The organism is Streptomyces sp. NBC_01446 (genome assembly GCF_026340095.1).
In the GTDB taxonomy this organism is placed as follows: Bacteria; Actinomycetota; Actinomycetes; order Streptomycetales; family Streptomycetaceae; genus Streptomyces; species Streptomyces aureus.
In genome coordinates, this window is record NZ_JAPEPO010000001.1 from 5,117,809 (window position 1) to 5,133,879 (window position 16,071).

Here is a 16,071-nt window from a genome sequence, read left to right on the forward strand (position 1 = left end):
GGGGGCGGGGTGGAGTATCTTACCCCCCGGGCATATGCCAGATGATCTTTACCGGCGTGGGTGCTGCGCCGTTGCTACGGCCGGTTCTCGGCCGACCCGCGCATCAGGTCGCGGCCGAACTCGACCATCTTCTTCGCGTAGTCCTCGGTCCACTGCGCCTGCTCGGCGATCGCCGCGGCCGTCAGGCGGTCGAAGCGGCGCGGGTCGGCGAGCTGAGCCGCCGCCATGGCCTGGAACTCCATGGACCGGTCGGTCGCGGCACGGAACGCGTGCGTCAGCTCCGTGGCGCGGGCGAGCAGCGCACGCGGGTCCTCGATCGCCTCCAGGTCGAAGAAGTGCTCCGGATCCGCGGCGGCCTCGGCCGGCTCGAAGAGCAGCGGGGCCGGACGCATCCGCCTCTCGGTACGGGCCCGCTCGGGCTCGGCCATGATGTTCCTCCTCGTACGGTGTGCAGCCCCCCGTCGCCGCCGGGGCCACCTTCTATTCTCCGCAGGCCCGCAAGAGCGCCCCTTCCTTCAGTTCAAGGCGTCCATGTCACCCGGTGTTCCGTGAGGCGGGCCAGTACCGCGTGGTTCGCCTCCCAGCCGTCTGGGCTGTGTTCCTCGGCCGCCTCCCGGCGGCGTGCGGTCCGGAGTGGCCGTCGAGCAGGCGCGCAGGCTGACTAGGGGCGTCCGGTCCGCTCAAGGCGTCCACGTCACCCGGTGTTCCGTGAGGCGGGCCAGTACCGCGTGGTTCGCCTCCCAGCCGTCTGGGAATTTCACCGTCACGCCCAGTTGGACCGGTTCCGTCGACGGGTGGTCGTCCAGTAGGTCGGGGACCCCCGCGCGGCAGACCACGATGCACGCGTGGCGGTGGCGGGACGCCAGGACGCACAGGCGTCCGGTCTCCAGGTGGAACGCCGTCGCGTCGGGGCGGCCCGAGAGCGGGTGCAGGACGACCGTGACGTCGAACTCGCGGCCCTGCAGCCGGTTCGCCGTGTCCACGGTGACGTCCGTGACGCCGAGCTCCGCGAGTGCCGAGCGCACCGCCGCCGCCTGGTCGCGATGCGCCGTGCCGACTGCGATGCGGTCCGCCGTGAGGGGGGACGGGTCGGGGCCGCGCTCCGAGAGCGTGACGCCACCGCGGTCGAGCAGGCGCCGCACCACCTGGGCCAGGGCCCGTACCGCCTCGGGGTCCGTGCGGGGGGTGTGCCCGGCCGGGAGTTCGAGCAGGCCCCAGCCCGACTCCGCCGCCTCGTCGATCACCCGGTCCGGGCCCGAGCCGTCGGAGGTCACCGTGAACCCCAGGCTGCGGTCGCCGTGGTCCGTACCGCTGCGGAACGGCGTGTACGGGTAGAAGGCGCCGGAGACCAGCGGCGCGGCGGACGCCGGGAGGCGCCAGGAGACCGGGAGCCGGTGCTGCGGCAGCTCGGGGTTGTGCGCCAGGAGCGTCGTCACGGCGGACGCCGAAGGGTCGTACGACAGGCCCGCCCACTGTTCGGCCCCGACGATCGCGAACGGGTCCAGCTGGCCCGGATCGCCCACGAACAGCGCCCGCTCGAACAGGCCCGCCACGGCGAGCAGCGCGTCCGAACGCATCTGGTACGCCTCGTCGACGATGGCGTGCTGCCAGGGGTCGATGTCCTTGACGTGCGCCCACTTCGCCGCCGTCGAGATGACGACCGGCAGCGGCGCGAGGTCACCGGCCTTGGTCGACTTGCGCACGTTGACCAGGTCGTCGAGTGCCTTGTCGTACGGGTCGGGGTCGCTGCTGTGCAGGCGCCCGACGGGCAGCTCGGGGTTCTTCTCGGCGAGGCGCAGGACGAGGTCGTCGACCTGCGCGTTCGTCTGGGCGATGACCATCAACGGGCGTCCCGCCTCGGCCAGTTCGAGCGCGGCCCGCACCACGAGTGTCGACTTCCCGGCGCCGGGCGGGGAGTCCACGACGGTGCCGCGGGCCGTGCCGTGCAGGGTGTCGTGGAGGATCGCGTCGGTGGCGCGGCCGGCCGCCGCCCCCGGGTCGAACGGGGTGTCGCCGCGCGCGCCGGAGCGGCCGGGCTGGTGCGGTGCGGCCGTCACAGCAGATCCTCCGTGGTCACGGCGTCCGGCGCCTCAGGCACCGGCGCACCCGAGCCGTCCCTGTGCGGCGGGCCGCCGTGTGTCCACGGCGTCTCCTCCGGGTCCGGCAGCTTCGGGCCGCCCCGCTGCTCGTGCTCGAAGAGCGTGAAGCACACCTGGTCACCCTTCTCCGGGACGGATCCCGGCTCCGGCTCCTTGCCGCGGCCCATCTTGTCCAGGACGCGCAGGACGACGCCGCCCCCGGCGTCGTACGACACGAACTCCGCGGCCTGCGGCTTGCCGTCGAGCGAGCGGTACACCTTCGTGCGCTCGCCGAGATGCGGCACGTCGTCGGTGCGGACGGTGATCAGGGGGCGCGGCCGGTTCTTCTCGTTGTACGCCGGCACCGACTCGGTCACCTCGCCCGCGAACGCCTCCCCGGTGAGCCTGCGGCCCGCCATGACCAGCGGGTCGTCGAGCGCCTCCTGCGCGTCCAGCCTGGCCTGCTCGCGCTCGCGTGTCGCCAGCTTGTTGGCCGCCGTCACCGCGTCGTCGCGGCGCGGCTGCGGCGGCTCGCCCGCGGCCACGCGGTCCCGATGGCTGGTGAACGACCAGCGGTCGCGCGTCCAGCGCTCCGCTGCGCGCGGCCCCTCGGGGAGCGTGCACAGCGCGTCCAGGCCGCGCCACACCGCGTCCCAGGTGGGCCGGGTCCGGCTCTCGACGAGCGCGTGGATCTCGCGCTCGGCCGCCGTCAGCGCGGCCAGCCTCGCGTCCGCCTCGATGCCGTCCTCGGCGGCGGCCAGCAGGGTGCGGGCCTTGTCGTAGCGCTCGATCGCGGGCGCCAGCAGCTTGTTGTCGAACGCGGGGTCGGTGGACGGGCCCGCGGGCGGGCAGACGAGCTGGCCGTCCTTGTCCCGGGCCAGCTCGGCGCGGAGCGCGGCCTCGGCACCCGACGTGCCCTCCGGGGCCTCGATCCAGGCGAGCAGCGCGCCCAGGTGCTGGTCCTCCAGGGTGGACTGGCCCGTCGCCCAGTGCCGGGACAGCAGGTCCGTCATGGCGAGCAGCAGTGCGGAACCGGGAACCCTGGCCCGCTCCCCGAAGTGCGTCAGCCAGCGGCCCAGGAGCGGGACGTGGGGCGGCGCGGGATAGGGCGCCTCGGGCTCCTGCTCGGCGGTGCGGCGGAACCGCATCGAGCGCCCCAGAAGCCGTACGAACTCGATGCCGGAGCGGCTCGGCAGGATCAGCTGCGGCGCGTCCGCGCACAGCTCGACCTCCACCTTGACCCGCTTGCCGGTCGTGGGGTCGGTCTCGGCGCGCTCGGCGGCCTCGACGTCGGCCGCGAACCCGTCGACGTACGGCAGGACGATCCCTGCCAGCTCGGCGAGGAAGGCGAAGCGCAGGTCCCGGTCGCGTGGCTGGGGTACCACGAGGAGCCGGGGCGAGGTGCGCTCCGTGCCGACGAGCGCGCCGAGCGGGGCGCCCGCCTCACCGGCCGTGATGAGCGGGACGAGGACTAGGGGGCGCTGCGACAGATGGCGGTGCCGCACGGTCGCGACCGGCTGGGCCCGTCCGCTCTGCACGGCCTCCAGACGGGCCAGATCGTTGATCAGCGGCATGCCGGCGCCGCCTCTCCACGCGCGCCGAGCGCCTCGGCCCGCAGCCGGGCCGCCCGGCGCAGGGCGGCGACCGCCGGGTCCAGCGGGTCGCCGGAGTGGCCATGGGCGGCCGAGAGGACCTCGTCGACCGTGGTCAGACCGCCCAGTTCGGCCCGGAGGCCGCGGCCGAGCGAGGTGACCGCGCCCTCCTCGCGGGCCCGGTCGCGGCAGTGGAACGCCAGCTCGCACGCGGCCAGGCACTCCGGCGCGTACGTCGCCGGCACCGACTCGACCGCCTCCGTCAGCTCGTCCGCGGGCAGCGTGACGTCGAAGCAGGTGCCCTCGGGCAGCGCGTCCGCGATGTCCTCGATGCGGGTGAGCCGCTCCAGCTGCCGCCGCGTCACCGACAGCTGCTTGCGTACGTCGACGGCGGACGCCGCCGGAAGGTTGCTGAAGTCCTTGGGGCAGACGAGCAGGATCCGGTGCCTGACCTCGGGCGCCGGGTCCAGGTGCCCGGCGACCCGCTCGAGGGCCAGCGCGTACACCGCGGCCTGGCGGGCCGCCGCGCCGACCTTCGCCGCGTCCGCGCTGCCGTCGATCATCGGGAAGGACTTGATCTCGACGACCGTCCACGTCCCGTCGGGGTGCACGACCACCGCGTCCGGTTCGAGGAAGGCCGGGGTGCCCGCGACGTCCAGGGCGAGCATCGGGTGCTCCAGGAACGTCCAGGCGCCGGAGGCGGCCGCCTCCGCCGTCGCCTCGCGCAGCGCGAGCGCCGTACGGGCCGTGCGGCCCTCGGGACCGACCGCCGTCAGATCCGGCGTACGGGCCTCGCCCGGCACCGGCTCCGGGCCGCCGCCCATGCGCTCGTGCACGAGCCGGAGCAGCTCAGCGCCCCCATCGGCCTTGACCTTCGCCTCGAACGCGTTCCCCCGCATGAACGCGAACTGCGACTGGCCGAATCCGGACGGCGCCCCGAGCGCGTCCGCGAGCCGCGCCTTGTCGACACCCGCCCCGTCGAGCAGCGCGCGCCGCCGGCACCCGGGGTTCGCCGCGAGCGCGGCCAGCGCCCGCGCGTCGAGCGCCCGTGGCGGTATGTCACTGCCACGCAGCTCAGCGAGCTGCTGCCGCAGCGCCGTCCCCCGCGTCGGAGGAGCGGGCACCCGGGCCGCCGCCCGGTCCTGCACTGACCTTGCGCTGTCGGGGAATTCGCTCACCCGCCGAAGTCTGGCACTCCCCACTGACAATCGAGGACGCAGCCGTGGAGGCCGGGGCGGGAGAGGTGCGGCCGGGCCGTGCGGAACCGGCCGCGGGCGCGCTGCGCACCCGGGCCCGTACGAGGTCCGCGGCCCGCACCACGCGCCGGCTCACCAGGAATCCGAGGCCCATCACGGCGACCCCGGCGAGCGCGTCGAGGAAGTAGTGGTTCGCGGTGCCCATCACCACGAAGGTGGTGATCAGCGGGTAGGCGATGCCGGCCGCCCTGACCAGCGGCGTACGGCCGTGGCGCCACAGCATGACCCCGCACCACATCGCCCAGCCGACGTGCAGGCTGGGCATCGCCGCGTACTGGTTGGTCATGCCGCCGAGCCCGCGCGGCGCGCTCGCCTCGCCGCCCCACCAGCCCCACGAGCTGTACTGGGCCATGGTGTCGACGAAGCCGTGGCCGGGGGACAGCAGGCGCGGCGGGCAGGTCGGTACGAGGGTGAAGCCGATCAGGCCGATCAGGGTGGAGGTCATCAGCCAGGTCCGGGCGGCGCGGAAGTGGACGGCGCGGCTGCGGAAGAGCCAGATCAGGATGCCCGGAGTGACGAGGTAGTGCAGTGAGGCGTACCAGAAGTCGGCGGGGACACCGATCCAGGCCTCGGCGGTGAAGAGACGGTTCAGCGGGTGTTCGAGGTTGAGATGGAGTGCCTTCTCGGCCCGGAGTATCGCGAGGCCGTGGTCGACGGCGCCCGCCTCGTCCCCGCGCACCATGAGCCGGCCCGCCGAATAGGCGGCGTACACCAGCACGATCAGCGGCAGTTCGGTCCACCAGCGCAGCCGGTCGCCTGTCGCCGCAGTGGACGGTGCCTCGGTCTGCGACATCAGGCCGCTCCCCCTTAACTCCCTGTACGGCGGCCCGTGGCCACGTGGACCACTTTACGGTGTATGTGTCCGCCTGGAAGGGGCGCCTCCGACCCACGAAGACGCAACGATCGCCCGGTGGGTTGCCTGAATCCTGGGTGAGCGATGATGGAACGAGCGGGCGTGCCTGGCCTGACTTATCGGTACATGGCAGCCCTTTTCACCCGCCCTCGGAAAGGTCACCCATGGCACCGCGCATCCTGTTGGCCCGGCATGGACAGACGGAATGGTCACTGTCCGGGCGGCACACCGGCAGGACCGACATCCCCCTCCTCGAAGAGGGACGGCGCGGCGCGAAGCTCCTCGGCGAACGCCTGCACCGGGCGCCCCTCGACGGACTCCCCGGCGCCGAGGTCCGCACCAGCCCCCTCTCCCGCGCGCGCGAGACCTGCGAACTCGCCGGCTTCGGCGACCGCGCCACGGAGTGGGACGCGCTCATGGAGTGGGACTACGGCGCGTACGAGGGGCTGACCCCCGCCCAGATCCAGGAGCGGCGCCCCGGCTGGTTCATCTGGCGCGACGGCGTCCCCGAGGGCGAGACGCTGGAGCAGATGACCGCCCGCGCCGACGAGGTCGTCGCCTGGGCCGGATCCGAGAACCGCGACGCCCTGGTCTTCGCGCACGGCCACATGCTGCGCTCCATCGGCGCCCGCTGGCTGGGCCTCCCGCTGGACTTCGCGGCCCGCATCCGTCTCAACCCGACGTCCCTGTCAGTCCTCGGCTGGGCCTACGGCGAACCGGCGATCGAGTCGTGGAACGACATCGGCCACCTCGCGGGCCACGAGGGCTAGGGCCTTTCGTCCGGATCGGGTGCCGGGCTCGCGGGGTCCTGGAGGCGCCGGAGGCGCTCACACCGTGCGGGGCGCCGACGCGTGCTGCTCCAGGAACGCCGAGACGCCCGACGCCCTGCGGTGCGGAAGAAGCACGCGCGCGGTGGTCGCCAGCATCGACTGGATGCGCGACGACTGGACCTCGGTCAGCAGATGCAGGACCCGCATCCCCGCGGACGCGGCCTCGTCGGGCTGGCCCGCGCGCGCCAGGTCGTCGGCCAGCTCCGCCGTGTACAGGGCGATGTTCCGGGTGAAGTGCGGGTCCTGGAGGGCCGCGGCGCGGCGCGCGTGCCGGGCGGCGCGCGTCCAGTCGCCGAGCGCCGAGTAGCACTGCGCCTCCAGGCCCTCCAGCTCGGCCTCGCCGTAGAACGTCATCCACTCCGGGTCGTCGTCCGTCCGCCCGCGCGCGAAGAGGGCCTGCGCCCGGGCCAGCGCCCGCTCGCACCCCGTACGGTCACCGAGCCCCGCCCAGCCGCCCGCCTCGCGCAGCGCGAGCAGCGACAGCAGTCGTGGCGACGCCAGCTGGGCCGCGACGCGCGTGGCCGCCTGCGCCGCCCGCACCGCCTCCCTCGGCCGCCCCGCGTCCCGCGCCAGGAACGCCGTGTTGCAGAACGCGTGCGCCTCCAGCGCCGGGTCGCCCGCCACGCGCGCGGTGGCCAGCGCCTCCGCGTAGTGCGAGCGCGCGTCGTCGAAGCGGCCTGAGTCGTGCGCCAACCAGCCTACGGAGATGGCCAGTTCACCCGCCCCGGCCTGGAGGCGCTCGGCCGTGCCGGGCGCCGCCGTCCCCGCGTCGAGCAGCGCGAACGCCGTACGCAGCGGGGCCGCGGCCCTCTTGTAGAGCCCGTCGGCGCCGTGCCGGTCGTCGAGCAGCCGGATCCGCCGGATGGCCTCCTCGACCGCGCCGACACCGGCCTCGGGCGCCGCGCGCCCGCCGTGGCCCGAGGCGGTCGACTTCGCCGCATGGACTGCCGTGCCGTCGGCCGCGATGCCGAAGGGCGCCAGGGAGGCGATGGCCACGGTGGCCGTCCCTCCGGTCATGAATGCGCGACGCCGCACGTCGCTCTCCTCGTCGTGGTGCGGGAACTCGAACTCGGTGTGCGCGAGGGGTACGGGCTCCGCCGGGCGTGCCGCCCGGCCGCGTACGGCGGAACGGGGCGCGAACCCCAGATCCGTGAGCGAGCGGCCGGGGAACATGTGCAGGAACACCCGCTCGTACGCGTAGTTGGGGCAGCGGATCTCGCCGGCCTCCACCCGCCCGATGTAGCGCGCGTCGCAGCTGACCCGCTCGCCGATCTCCCGGGCGGCGCGTCGCACCGCGGCCGCGAACTCGCCCGGAGAGCGCTGCCCACGCAGCCGCCTGAAGGCGAGATTCGGCCGCGGGGACTGCGCTGACGATGCCACCGATGACGGCGTCATGACCGGGCCCTCTCGTGCGAACCGTGCCGGATCACCGGGGAGTTGGGTCTCTGTGAGCCCTGGTGCAACCCCTGTTCCGACGGGGCACGAAGGTACCTGCTGTAACGACTCCGACACACAGTGTTTAGCTACAAACCGGATATCTCACCCCGCATCCGCCATGAAGTGCCATCCTTTGCGGCGGCGTGCCGCCGTAGCTGTTGACGCCTACGGGCGTTGAACCTTGCGGGGCCGGAGCGGTCGCGTTCCGGTCGTGCAACCCGTACGCGAGAGCGAGGAGGGGCTGACGTGTTGGAGGCATCACTTTCGACGGCGCGGCACCGGCCGACCCAGGACCACAGCGTGCCACCCCGTGACAGCGCGTCCTGCGACGTGGTGACCGTTCCGGCCCGGCAGGGCCTCGAAGCCGTGGACATCCTGCGCCGCGGCGCCACCGAGGCCGTCGGTCCGGTCCTGCACGACGGGGAGTGCGACACCCTCGGCTTCCTCGTGCCGCCCGGCACCGCCGACGCCTGGGACGTCCCCGGCAGCGCCTGCACCCACACCCCCGCGTCGTCCTCGCCGGAGCGCGGCCCCGGTGCGGGCCCCGTGCGGCCGGCCCCCGTCGAGGGCGGCGGCTGGCTGCTCCCGCCGGGCGAGGCCGAGCTCGTCACCGACCCGGCGGTCCTGCGGGCGGCGCTCGGTGAGGCGGCCCGCATGATCGAAGCCGCGGACAACTGCCGCTGAGGCCGGCCGCCGGGTCCTTGCGGTCCCTGGCCTCGCGGCCGCTGGGCCGACTCGTCGCCGCCCGTCGATAATGGACGGATGGCAAGGTCAAGGGCAAAGAACAAGCAGGCCGGAGCGGGCCGCGGCGGCCGGGAGGCCGTCGTCGAGGCCGTCGACGGCGGGCTCGCCGAGCTGATACCCGACCGGGACCGGCCGCGCGCCTGGACGCTGCTCGTGGACGGTGCCCCGCAGTCGCACATCGACCTCGACGATCCCGGGCACCTCGAATTCGAGTACCAGCGCAGGATCGGCCACGTCATCGACCTCGCCGTGGACAAGGGCCGCCCCGTGCACGCCGTGCACCTGGGAGGCGGCGCCTTCACCCTCGCCCGCTACATCGCCGTGACCCGCCCCCGTTCCACCCAGCAAGTGATCGAACGTGACGAGGCGCTCGTCCAACTGGTGCGCCGCGAACTGCCGTTGGACCCCGGCGCCCGGATCCGCGTCCGCGCCGGCGACGCCCGCGAGGGCCTCGCGAAACTCCCCGACGGCTGGGCCGACCTCCTGATAGCCGACGTGTTCAGCGGAGCGCGTACGCCCGCGCACCTCACCAGCACCGAGTTCCTCACCGAGGTACGCCGGGTGGTCAAGCCCGGCGGGTGCTACGTCGCCAACCTCGCGGACGGGCCGCCCCTCGCGCATCTGCGCGGCCAGATCGCCACCGCCGCGGCCGTCTTCCCCGAGCTCGCCCTCGTCGCCGACCCGGCCGTCCTGCGAGGCAAGCGCTTCGGCAACGCGGTGCTCGCCGCCTCCGACCGGGTCCTGCCCGTAGCCGAGCTGACCCGGCGCGCGGCCGGCGATCCGCATCCCGCCCGCGTCGAACACGGCAAGGCCCTCTCGGACTTCACCGGGGGCGCCGGTGCCGTCAGCGACGCGCATGCCGTCGCTTCGCCTGCTCCTCCGCCGTCCGTATTCCGGTGACGGGGGGCCGGAACCGAGGGGGCGTTCCGGGCAGGCCGGGGCGGGTGGCCGTGCGAGCGGTCAGTACTTCGCCACTTCCACGCTCGGTGTGTGGTCGTGCCACGTGCAGAACACCGAGACCTTGTCCGTGCCCGAGGTGAATTCCACCCTGATCCACGTCGAGTCCTTCCACACCTGCACCGACCAGCCGGCCGCGGGCGTCGCCGACACCAGCGTCGCCGAGTCCTTGCCCAGGTCGAACACGGCACGGCCGCCCTCCGTCGCGTAGCCCTTCACCGTGCCGGACGCCGACGGCGACGCCGACGGTGAGGCGGGCGGCTTCGCGGAGGCGCCCGGTTTCACCGTGCGGCTCGGGGACGGGGTGGCCGAGCCGGGGGAGTCTGACGGCTTCTGCGATGCGGAGCGGGACGGCGAGGCCGGCGGTGACGACTCCGGGCGGTGCGTCGACGACGCCCGCGCGTCCACCGCTCCCGCGGCGATCGGCACCGCGCGCGGCGGGTCGTACGCCGTGCCCGCCATCACCGTGTGCACGCCCCACCACGACAGCGTGACGGCCGCACCGGTGGCCAGCAGCCAGGCCGCCGTGTGAACAAGTCCTCTGCGCATGGGGTGCATCGCGGCCATACTGCCGCACCCGCCCCACCCGTGTCCCAGGGGGACCGGGGTTGCCCCGGACCTGGGCGGAAGCGCGACCGGGGTCCCCCGTATGGCGTACGGTGCCGCCCATGGCAAGTGTGCTCGTGGTCGAGGACGACCAGTTCGTGCGCTCGGCCCTCATCCGGCACCTGACCGAGGCCTCCCACACCGTACGGAGCGTCGGCACGGCCCTGGAGGCGCTGCGCGAGGTCGCCCATTTCCGTTTCGACGTCGTGATTCTCGACCTCGGGCTGCCTGATCTGGACGGATCCGAGGCATTGAAGATGCTGCGCGGCATCACCGACGTACCCGTGATCATCGCCACGGCCCGCGACGACGAGACCGAGATCGTCCGGCTCCTCAACGACGGCGCCGACGACTACCTCACCAAGCCGTTCTCGCCCGAGCACCTGTCCGCGCGCATGGCCGCCGTGCTGCGCCGCGCGCGCTCCAGCGCCGCCGCCGAGCCGCCCTCGCGCCTTCTCCAGGTCGGCGGCCTCACGATCGACCCGCTGCGACGCCAGGCCGAGCTGGACGGGGCGCGGCTCGATCTCACCCGGCGCGAGTTCGACCTGCTCACCTTCCTCGCGGGCCGGCCCGGCGTCGTCGTACCCCGCAAGGAACTGCTCGCCGAGGTGTGGCAGCAGTCGTACGGGGACGATCAGACCATTGACGTCCATCTGTCATGGCTGCGCAGGAAATTGGGTGAAACGGCCGCGCGGCCGCGCTATCTGCACACTCTGCGGGGTGTCGGTGTGAAGCTGGAGCCGCCGCGGGCGGAGGACGGGCCGGCATGAGGTGGGCCCTGGTCAAGGTGTGCCTCGCCGTCACCGCCATGGTGGTGGTGGCTTTCGCGGTTCCTCTCGGCCTCGTCATCAAGGAGATGGCCAGGGACCGTGCCTTCTCCAACGCCGAGCGGACCGCCGCCGCGATCGGGCCCACCCTCTCCATCACCACCGACCGTGACGAACTGACCCGCGCCGTCGCCTCCACCGAGGCCGGTGCCGACGGCCGCATGGCCGTGTACATCCCGGCCTCCGGTGGCGCCCCGGCGATCCAGGTCGGCACGTCGCGCGCCGGTGACGGGCACGTCGGCCTCCGCCAGGCCACCGTCGCCGATGTGCCCGGCGGGTCCGTGTGGCTCCAGCCCATCGCCGTCAGCTCCGGCATCGCCGTCGTCGAAGTGTTCGTGCCGGAGTCCGAGGTGACCAACGGGGTCGCCACCGCGTGGCTCGTGCTGGCCGGTGTCGGTATCGCCCTCGTCATAGGGTCCGTGGCCGTCGCCGACCGGCTCGGCGTACGCATGGTGCAGCCCGCCCAGCGCCTCGTCTCCGCCGCGCACGATCTGGGCGAGGGGAAGCTCGGGGCCCGCGTGCCGGAGGAAGGTCCTACGGAACTCCGGCTCGCCGCAGTCGCGTTCAACTCCATGGCCGATCAGGTCGTCCAGCTTCTCGCCAACGAGCGGGAGCTGGCCGCCGACCTCTCGCATCGGCTGCGTACACCCCTCACCGTTCTGCGGCTCAACGCCGTCTCGCTGGGGGAGGGCGCCGCCGCCGAGCAGACCCGCGCCGCCGTCGAGCAGTTGGAGCGCGAGGTCGACACCATCATCCGTACCGCCCGCGACGCCAAGCCGCAGACCGCCGCCGCGGGTCCCGGGGCCGGGTGCGATGCCGCCGAGGTCATCCGCCAGCGCATGGACTTCTGGTCCGCGCTCGCCGAGGACGAGGGGCGCAAGGTGCGCGTCGCCGGGGTCGACCGGCCTGTACGCATCCCGGTGGTCCGGGGGGAGTTGGCCGCCGCGCTTGACGCGCTGCTCGGGAATGTCTTCCGGCACACGCCTGAGGGCACCGCCTTCGCCGTCGACGTGCACGGCGGCGAGGACGCCGTGATCGTGCTCGTCTCCGACGCCGGGCCCGGGATTCTGGACCCGGACGCCGCGATGGCCCGCGGGCGCGGGTCCGGCAGCGACGGGTCCACCGGGCTCGGGCTCGACATCGTCCGTCGGCTCGCCGAGTCGACGGGGGGCGATGTGCGGATCGGGTCCTCCGTGCTCGGGGGGACCGAGGTGCGGATCTGGGTGCAGCTGGACGGGCGGGGGCCCGGTGGTGCTGTGCGGCGGGGGCATCGGGGCGGGGTGCGGCGTGGGCGTAAGCGGGGCGCCGGCTCGGGCAGTGGCTCAGGAGGTGGCTCGGGTGCCGGGGCGGGTGCGGGTGCCGGGTCGGGTGCCGGATCCGGTGCCGCTGTGTAGTCGGGTGGGGCCTCATCGTTTCGGGGTTGGTCTCTACCTTTAATCCGTTCCGATGGCTTCCTTAAGCCCTCCATAAGAACCTCGACCGCCGGTGCTGGTGCCCTATTTGCCGGGTTCCGGATCGCTAGCGTGCTGCCGCACCCCCACCCCCGTACAGCTAAGGCAGGCACGCGATGAGCAGCACGCACCGGCGCAGGGTCAGCGGCAGGAACAAGGCGATAGGCGGGCTCGTCGCCGCGGCCGTCGTGGGCGGCGGCGCCTTCCTGTTCTCCGGTACGGCGCAGGCCGCGGGGGTCGGCGCCGCGTACACCAAGACCAGTGAGTGGTCCGGCGGTTACACCGCCCAGTACGTCGTCAAGAACGACTCGGACAAGGCCCAGTCGGACTGGAAGCTCGAGTTCGACCTGCCGTCCGGCACCAAGCTCGGCTCCCTGTGGAACGCCGAGTCGTCCGTGTCCGGCTCGCATGTCACCGTGACGCCCGCCTCCTGGGACAAGGAAGGCATCGCCGCCGGGAAGTCCGTGACCGTCGGGTTCGTTGTCACCGGCGACGCCGATCCGGCCGGGTGTCTCATCAACGGCGCCAAGTGCTCCGTGGACGCAGGGGGCACGCCTGAGCCCAGCGGACGCCCCACGGAGTCCGCGACTCCCGCCCCGAGTGCCAGCGCCTCCGCTTCGGCCACCGCCGAGCCCACCGAGACCGCCACGTCGACGGCGAGCCCGTCGCCGTCCTCGTCCTCGGGCACCGGTTCGGGCTCCGCCGCCGCGGCCGGCTTCGCCCCGTACGTCGACACGTCGCTCTACCCGAAGTTCGACCTGGTCGCCTCCTCCAAGGCCACCGGCGTCAAGGAGTTCAACCTCGCCTTCATCACCTCCGGCGGCTCCTGCACCCCGAAGTGGGGCGGCGTGACCGACCTGGGCAGTGACGAAGTCGCCGCCCAGATCGGCGACTTGAGGGCCGCCGGCGGCGATGTGCGGGTCTCGTTCGGTGGCGCGTCCGGTACCGAGCTGGCGCAGGCCTGTTCCTCGGCCTCCGACCTCGCGGCGGCGTACCAGAAGGTCATCGGCCAGTTCAAGCTCACCAAGGTCGACTTCGACGTCGAGGGTGGCGCCCTGCCGGACACCGCCGCCAACACCAAGCGTGCCCAGGCCATCGCCACCCTGCAGAAGAACAACCCGGAACTGAACGTCTCCTTCACGCTCCCGGTGATGCCCGAAGGCCTCACGTCCGACGGCGTGAACTTCCTGAAGAACGCCAAGTCCAACGGCGTTTCGACCGACCTCGTCAACATCATGGCCATGGACTACGGCGCCTCTTACAGCGGCGACATGGGTACGTACGCCGAGCAGGCCGCCACTGCCACGCAGGCGCAGATCAAGAGCGCGCTGGGGCTGTCCGACGCCGCTGCCTGGAAGGCCGTCGCGATCACCCCGATGATCGGCGTCAACGACGTCTCGTCCGAGGTCTTCAAGGTCGACGACGCCACTCAGCTGGTCGCCTTCGCCAAGGAGAAGGGACTGGGCGGTCTGTCGATGTGGTCCGCCACGCGCGACAAGGCGTGTGAGGGCGGGGCGTCGAACTCGGCCCAGCCGACCTGTTCCTCGATCGAGCAGTCGGCCGACGTCTTCCAGAAGGCCTTCGCCTCCTTCAAGTAGCCCTCCCCCCCACGGGAAGCCGCGCGCCCCGGCCGGATCCGAATCCCCCACTCGGCCGGGGCGCGCTTTTGTGTTCCGGTTCGTTCTGGGGGTGCCGCCGCTCTGGTGCGCTCGCTTTTTGGGTGCGCTCGCTTTTTGGGTGCGCTCGCTTTTTGGGTGCGCTCGCTTTTTGGGTGCGCCGCCGTTTCGCCGGGTTTGTTGTCGGGTGCGGGGCCGCGGGGCATGTACGCGCTCGCTGTTCTACGGGTGCTCGTCAGCGAGTCAGTTGCCTGGATGCGGTGCTGGTGGCTATGCGCGCACATGCCCCCGCGTCCCCTCCCGTCTCGTACGCGGCTGATCGCGGGTGGGCGCTGCTAGTTCGCCGGCGGGAGTTGGTTGGTGCGGGACGCTTGTGCGTACCAGTGCGCGCTCGACTTCGGCGTACGTTTCTGGGTCGCGTAGTCCACGTAGACGGCCCCGAAACGCTTCTCGTAGCCGTACGCCCACTCGAAGTTGTCCATCAGCGACCAGAGGTAGTAGCCGCGGACGTCCGCGCCGTCCTTGATCGCGCGGTGTACGGCGGACAGGTGGCCGTGGAGGTACGCGATGCGCTCCGGGTCGTGGACCCGGCCTTCCGGGTCCGGCTTGTCGTCGTACGCCGCGCCGTTCTCCGTGATGTACAGCGGCAGGCCCGGCGCCTCCCTGGTGTAGCGCATGATCAGGTCGTGCAGGCCCGTCGGGTCGATGGTCCAGCCCATCTCCGTGCGCTCACCCGGGGACTGGTGGAAGGCGACGTCGTCCGCTCCTGGCCAGGGGGAGTGGTCGCTCGCGCCGTGGCCGTCGGACCGGGTCGTGGGGGCCGACGGGGCCGAGGAGACCAACGACGGCGTGTAGTAGTTCAGGCCCAGCGCGTCCAGTGGCTGGTGGATCGCCGCCAGGTCGGTGGCGTGGATGAAGGACCAGTCCGTGATGCCCGCGGTGTCCGTGATCAGGTCCGCCGGGTACTCCCCGTGCAGCATCGGGCCGTGGAACACGCCGTTGGCCAGGTTGTCGATGCGCCGGCGGGCGTCGTTGTCGGCGGGGCTGTCGGGTGAAAGGGGCCTGACCGTGGAGGAGTTGAGGCTTACTGCCACCTCTGCTCGGGGTGGCAGTGTTTGGCGTAGTGCCTGTGTTGCCAGGCCGTGTGCCAGGTTGAGGTGGTGGGCCGCTCGGAGCGTTGCCGCCGGTTCTGTCCTGCCTGGCGCGTGCACACCCGAGCCGTAGCCCAGGAACGCACTGCACCAGGGCTCGTTGAGCGTGATCCAGAGGTCCACCCGGTCGCCCAGCGCCTCGCCGACCATGCCCGCGTACTCCGCGAAACGGTACGCCGTGTCGCGTGCCGGCCAGCCGCCCGCGTCCTCCAGTTCCTGCGGCAGATCCCAGTGGTAGAGCGTCAGGGCCGGCTTGATGCCCTGGGCGAGGAGTTCGTCCGTCAGACGCCGGTAGAAGTCCAGGCCCCGCTGGACCGCCGGGCCGCGGCCCGTGGGCTGCACCCTCGGCCACGAGACCGAGAAGCGGTACGTGCCCAGGTCCAGGTCCTTCATGAGCGCCACGTCGTCCCGGTAGCGGTGGTAGTGGTCCACCGCCATGTCGCCCGTGTCACCGCCCGCCGTCCTGCCCGGCGTATGGCTGAACGTGTCCCAGATCGACGGCGTCCTGCCGTCCTCCCGCACCGCCCCCTCGATCTGGTACGCCGATGTCGCCGCTCCCCAGAGGAAGCTCGGCGGGAAGGTGGGGGCGGCGGTGGATGTGGGAGTGGGATCTGTTGTGGGTGTCTGGGTAATGGGCTTAGGCATGGAAGCGCTCCCATCGGTAGGAAGTTGT

The 16,071-nt window shown here is 72.7% G+C and carries 14 protein-coding genes; 6 read left to right on the top strand and 8 right to left on the bottom strand.

The window, feature by feature from the left end; translation table 11 throughout:
- Positions 1–74: 74 nt before the first annotated feature.
- The 5 genes from OG456_RS23005 to OG456_RS23025 form a co-directional block, all read right to left on the bottom strand.
- Complete coding sequence (locus OG456_RS23005) at positions 75–428, bottom strand: hypothetical protein (protein ID WP_266563951.1); 354 nt, start codon at positions 426–428, stop codon at positions 75–77.
- 252 nt (positions 429–680) lie between these two features.
- The gene (locus tag OG456_RS23010; protein ID WP_266563953.1) at positions 681–2,057 is read right to left on the bottom strand and encodes an AAA domain-containing protein; all 1,377 of its coding nucleotides are present in this window, start codon (positions 2,055–2,057) and stop codon (positions 681–683) included.
- A complete protein-coding gene (locus OG456_RS23015) occupies positions 2,054–3,652 on the bottom strand; it encodes a hypothetical protein (RefSeq protein ID WP_266563955.1) in 1,599 nt (532 codons plus the stop codon). Before OG456_RS23015 ends, OG456_RS23010 begins: the two co-directional genes overlap by 4 nt.
- Positions 3,643–4,794: a hypothetical protein gene (locus tag OG456_RS23020; RefSeq protein WP_266569392.1), complete on the bottom strand. Its 1,152-nt coding sequence runs from the start codon at positions 4,792–4,794 to the stop codon at positions 3,643–3,645. The genes OG456_RS23015 and OG456_RS23020 overlap by 10 nt, the downstream gene beginning before the upstream one ends.
- The gene (locus tag OG456_RS23025) at positions 4,745–5,719 is read right to left on the bottom strand and encodes a phosphatase PAP2 family protein (protein ID WP_266563957.1); all 975 of its coding nucleotides are present in this window, start codon (positions 5,717–5,719) and stop codon (positions 4,745–4,747) included. The genes OG456_RS23020 and OG456_RS23025 overlap by 50 nt, the downstream gene beginning before the upstream one ends.
- A 224-nt stretch (positions 5,720–5,943) precedes the next feature.
- On the opposite strand from OG456_RS23025, the gene OG456_RS23030 reads away from it, so the two are divergent.
- The gene (locus OG456_RS23030; RefSeq protein WP_266563959.1) at positions 5,944–6,549 is read left to right on the top strand and encodes a histidine phosphatase family protein; all 606 of its coding nucleotides are present in this window, start codon (positions 5,944–5,946) and stop codon (positions 6,547–6,549) included.
- Between the two features lie 57 nt (positions 6,550–6,606).
- Here the strand turns inward: OG456_RS23030 and OG456_RS23035 are convergent, their stop codons facing one another.
- Positions 6,607–8,004 (bottom strand): tetratricopeptide repeat protein, encoded by a 1,398-nt coding sequence (locus OG456_RS23035; RefSeq protein ID WP_266563961.1) that lies wholly within the window; start codon positions 8,002–8,004, stop codon positions 6,607–6,609.
- A 342-nt stretch (positions 8,005–8,346) separates the two neighbouring features.
- Between OG456_RS23035 and OG456_RS23040 the strand changes: the two genes are divergently transcribed.
- Together OG456_RS23040 and OG456_RS23045 are read left to right on the top strand one after the other, a co-directional pair.
- Positions 8,347–8,730: a hypothetical protein gene (locus OG456_RS23040; protein ID WP_266569393.1), complete on the top strand. Its 384-nt coding sequence runs from the start codon at positions 8,347–8,349 to the stop codon at positions 8,728–8,730.
- Positions 8,731–8,808: 78 nt separating this feature from the next.
- Complete coding sequence (locus tag OG456_RS23045; protein ID WP_266563963.1) at positions 8,809–9,690, top strand: spermidine synthase; 882 nt, start codon at positions 8,809–8,811, stop codon at positions 9,688–9,690.
- 60 nt (positions 9,691–9,750) lie between these two features.
- On the opposite strand, the gene OG456_RS23050 is transcribed toward OG456_RS23045, so the two are convergent.
- Positions 9,751–10,296: a hypothetical protein gene (locus OG456_RS23050; RefSeq protein WP_266563965.1), complete on the bottom strand. Its 546-nt coding sequence runs from the start codon at positions 10,294–10,296 to the stop codon at positions 9,751–9,753.
- A gap of 119 nt (positions 10,297–10,415) precedes the next feature.
- Between OG456_RS23050 and OG456_RS23055 the strand changes: the two genes are divergently transcribed.
- The 3 genes from OG456_RS23055 (at position 10,416) to OG456_RS23065 (ending at position 14,229) form a co-directional block, all read left to right on the top strand.
- Positions 10,416–11,123 carry a response regulator transcription factor gene (locus OG456_RS23055; RefSeq protein ID WP_266563967.1) on the top strand — a complete coding sequence of 236 codons (708 nt, stop codon included), beginning with the start codon at positions 10,416–10,418 and terminating at the stop codon, positions 11,121–11,123.
- Positions 11,120–12,574 carry a HAMP domain-containing sensor histidine kinase gene (locus OG456_RS23060; protein WP_266563969.1) on the top strand — a complete coding sequence of 485 codons (1,455 nt, stop codon included), beginning with the start codon at positions 11,120–11,122 and terminating at the stop codon, positions 12,572–12,574. The genes OG456_RS23055 and OG456_RS23060 overlap by 4 nt, the downstream gene beginning before the upstream one ends.
- A 173-nt stretch (positions 12,575–12,747) precedes the next feature.
- Positions 12,748–14,229, top strand: coding sequence for a cellulose binding domain-containing protein (locus tag OG456_RS23065; RefSeq protein ID WP_266563971.1), 1,482 nt, complete (start codon positions 12,748–12,750; stop codon positions 14,227–14,229).
- 353 nt (positions 14,230–14,582) lie between these two features.
- Here OG456_RS23065 and OG456_RS23070 read toward each other — a convergent pair whose 3' ends face one another.
- Entirely contained in the window at positions 14,583–16,043 is a 1,461-nt protein-coding gene (locus OG456_RS23070; RefSeq protein WP_266563973.1) for a GH1 family beta-glucosidase, read from the bottom strand.
- Positions 16,044–16,071 lie beyond the last annotated feature (28 nt).

What these genes read in the sequence shown, in the direction of transcription:
- OG456_RS23005 (WP_266563951.1), bottom strand. Translation starts at nt 428, where the DNA reads ATGGCCGAGCCCGAGCGGGCCCGTACCGAGAGGCGGATGCGTCCGGCC.
- OG456_RS23015 (WP_266563955.1), bottom strand. Translation starts at nt 3,652, where the DNA reads ATGCCGCTGATCAACGATCTGGCCCGTCTGGAGGCCGTGCAGAGCGGA.
- OG456_RS23025 (WP_266563957.1), bottom strand. Translation starts at nt 5,719, where the DNA reads ATGTCGCAGACCGAGGCACCGTCCACTGCGGCGACAGGCGACCGGCTG.
- OG456_RS23030 (WP_266563959.1), top strand. Translation starts at nt 5,944, where the DNA reads ATGGCACCGCGCATCCTGTTGGCCCGGCATGGACAGACGGAATGGTCA.
- OG456_RS23035 (WP_266563961.1), bottom strand. Translation starts at nt 8,004, where the DNA reads ATGACGCCGTCATCGGTGGCATCGTCAGCGCAGTCCCCGCGGCCGAAT.
- OG456_RS23045 (WP_266563963.1), top strand. Translation starts at nt 8,809, where the DNA reads ATGGCAAGGTCAAGGGCAAAGAACAAGCAGGCCGGAGCGGGCCGCGGC.
- OG456_RS23050 (WP_266563965.1), bottom strand. Translation starts at nt 10,296, where the DNA reads ATGCGCAGAGGACTTGTTCACACGGCGGCCTGGCTGCTGGCCACCGGT.
- OG456_RS23055 (WP_266563967.1), top strand. Translation starts at nt 10,416, where the DNA reads ATGGCAAGTGTGCTCGTGGTCGAGGACGACCAGTTCGTGCGCTCGGCC.
- OG456_RS23060 (WP_266563969.1), top strand. Translation starts at nt 11,120, where the DNA reads ATGAGGTGGGCCCTGGTCAAGGTGTGCCTCGCCGTCACCGCCATGGTG.
- OG456_RS23065 (WP_266563971.1), top strand. Translation starts at nt 12,748, where the DNA reads ATGAGCAGCACGCACCGGCGCAGGGTCAGCGGCAGGAACAAGGCGATA.
- OG456_RS23070 (WP_266563973.1), bottom strand. Translation starts at nt 16,043, where the DNA reads ATGCCTAAGCCCATTACCCAGACACCCACAACAGATCCCACTCCCACA.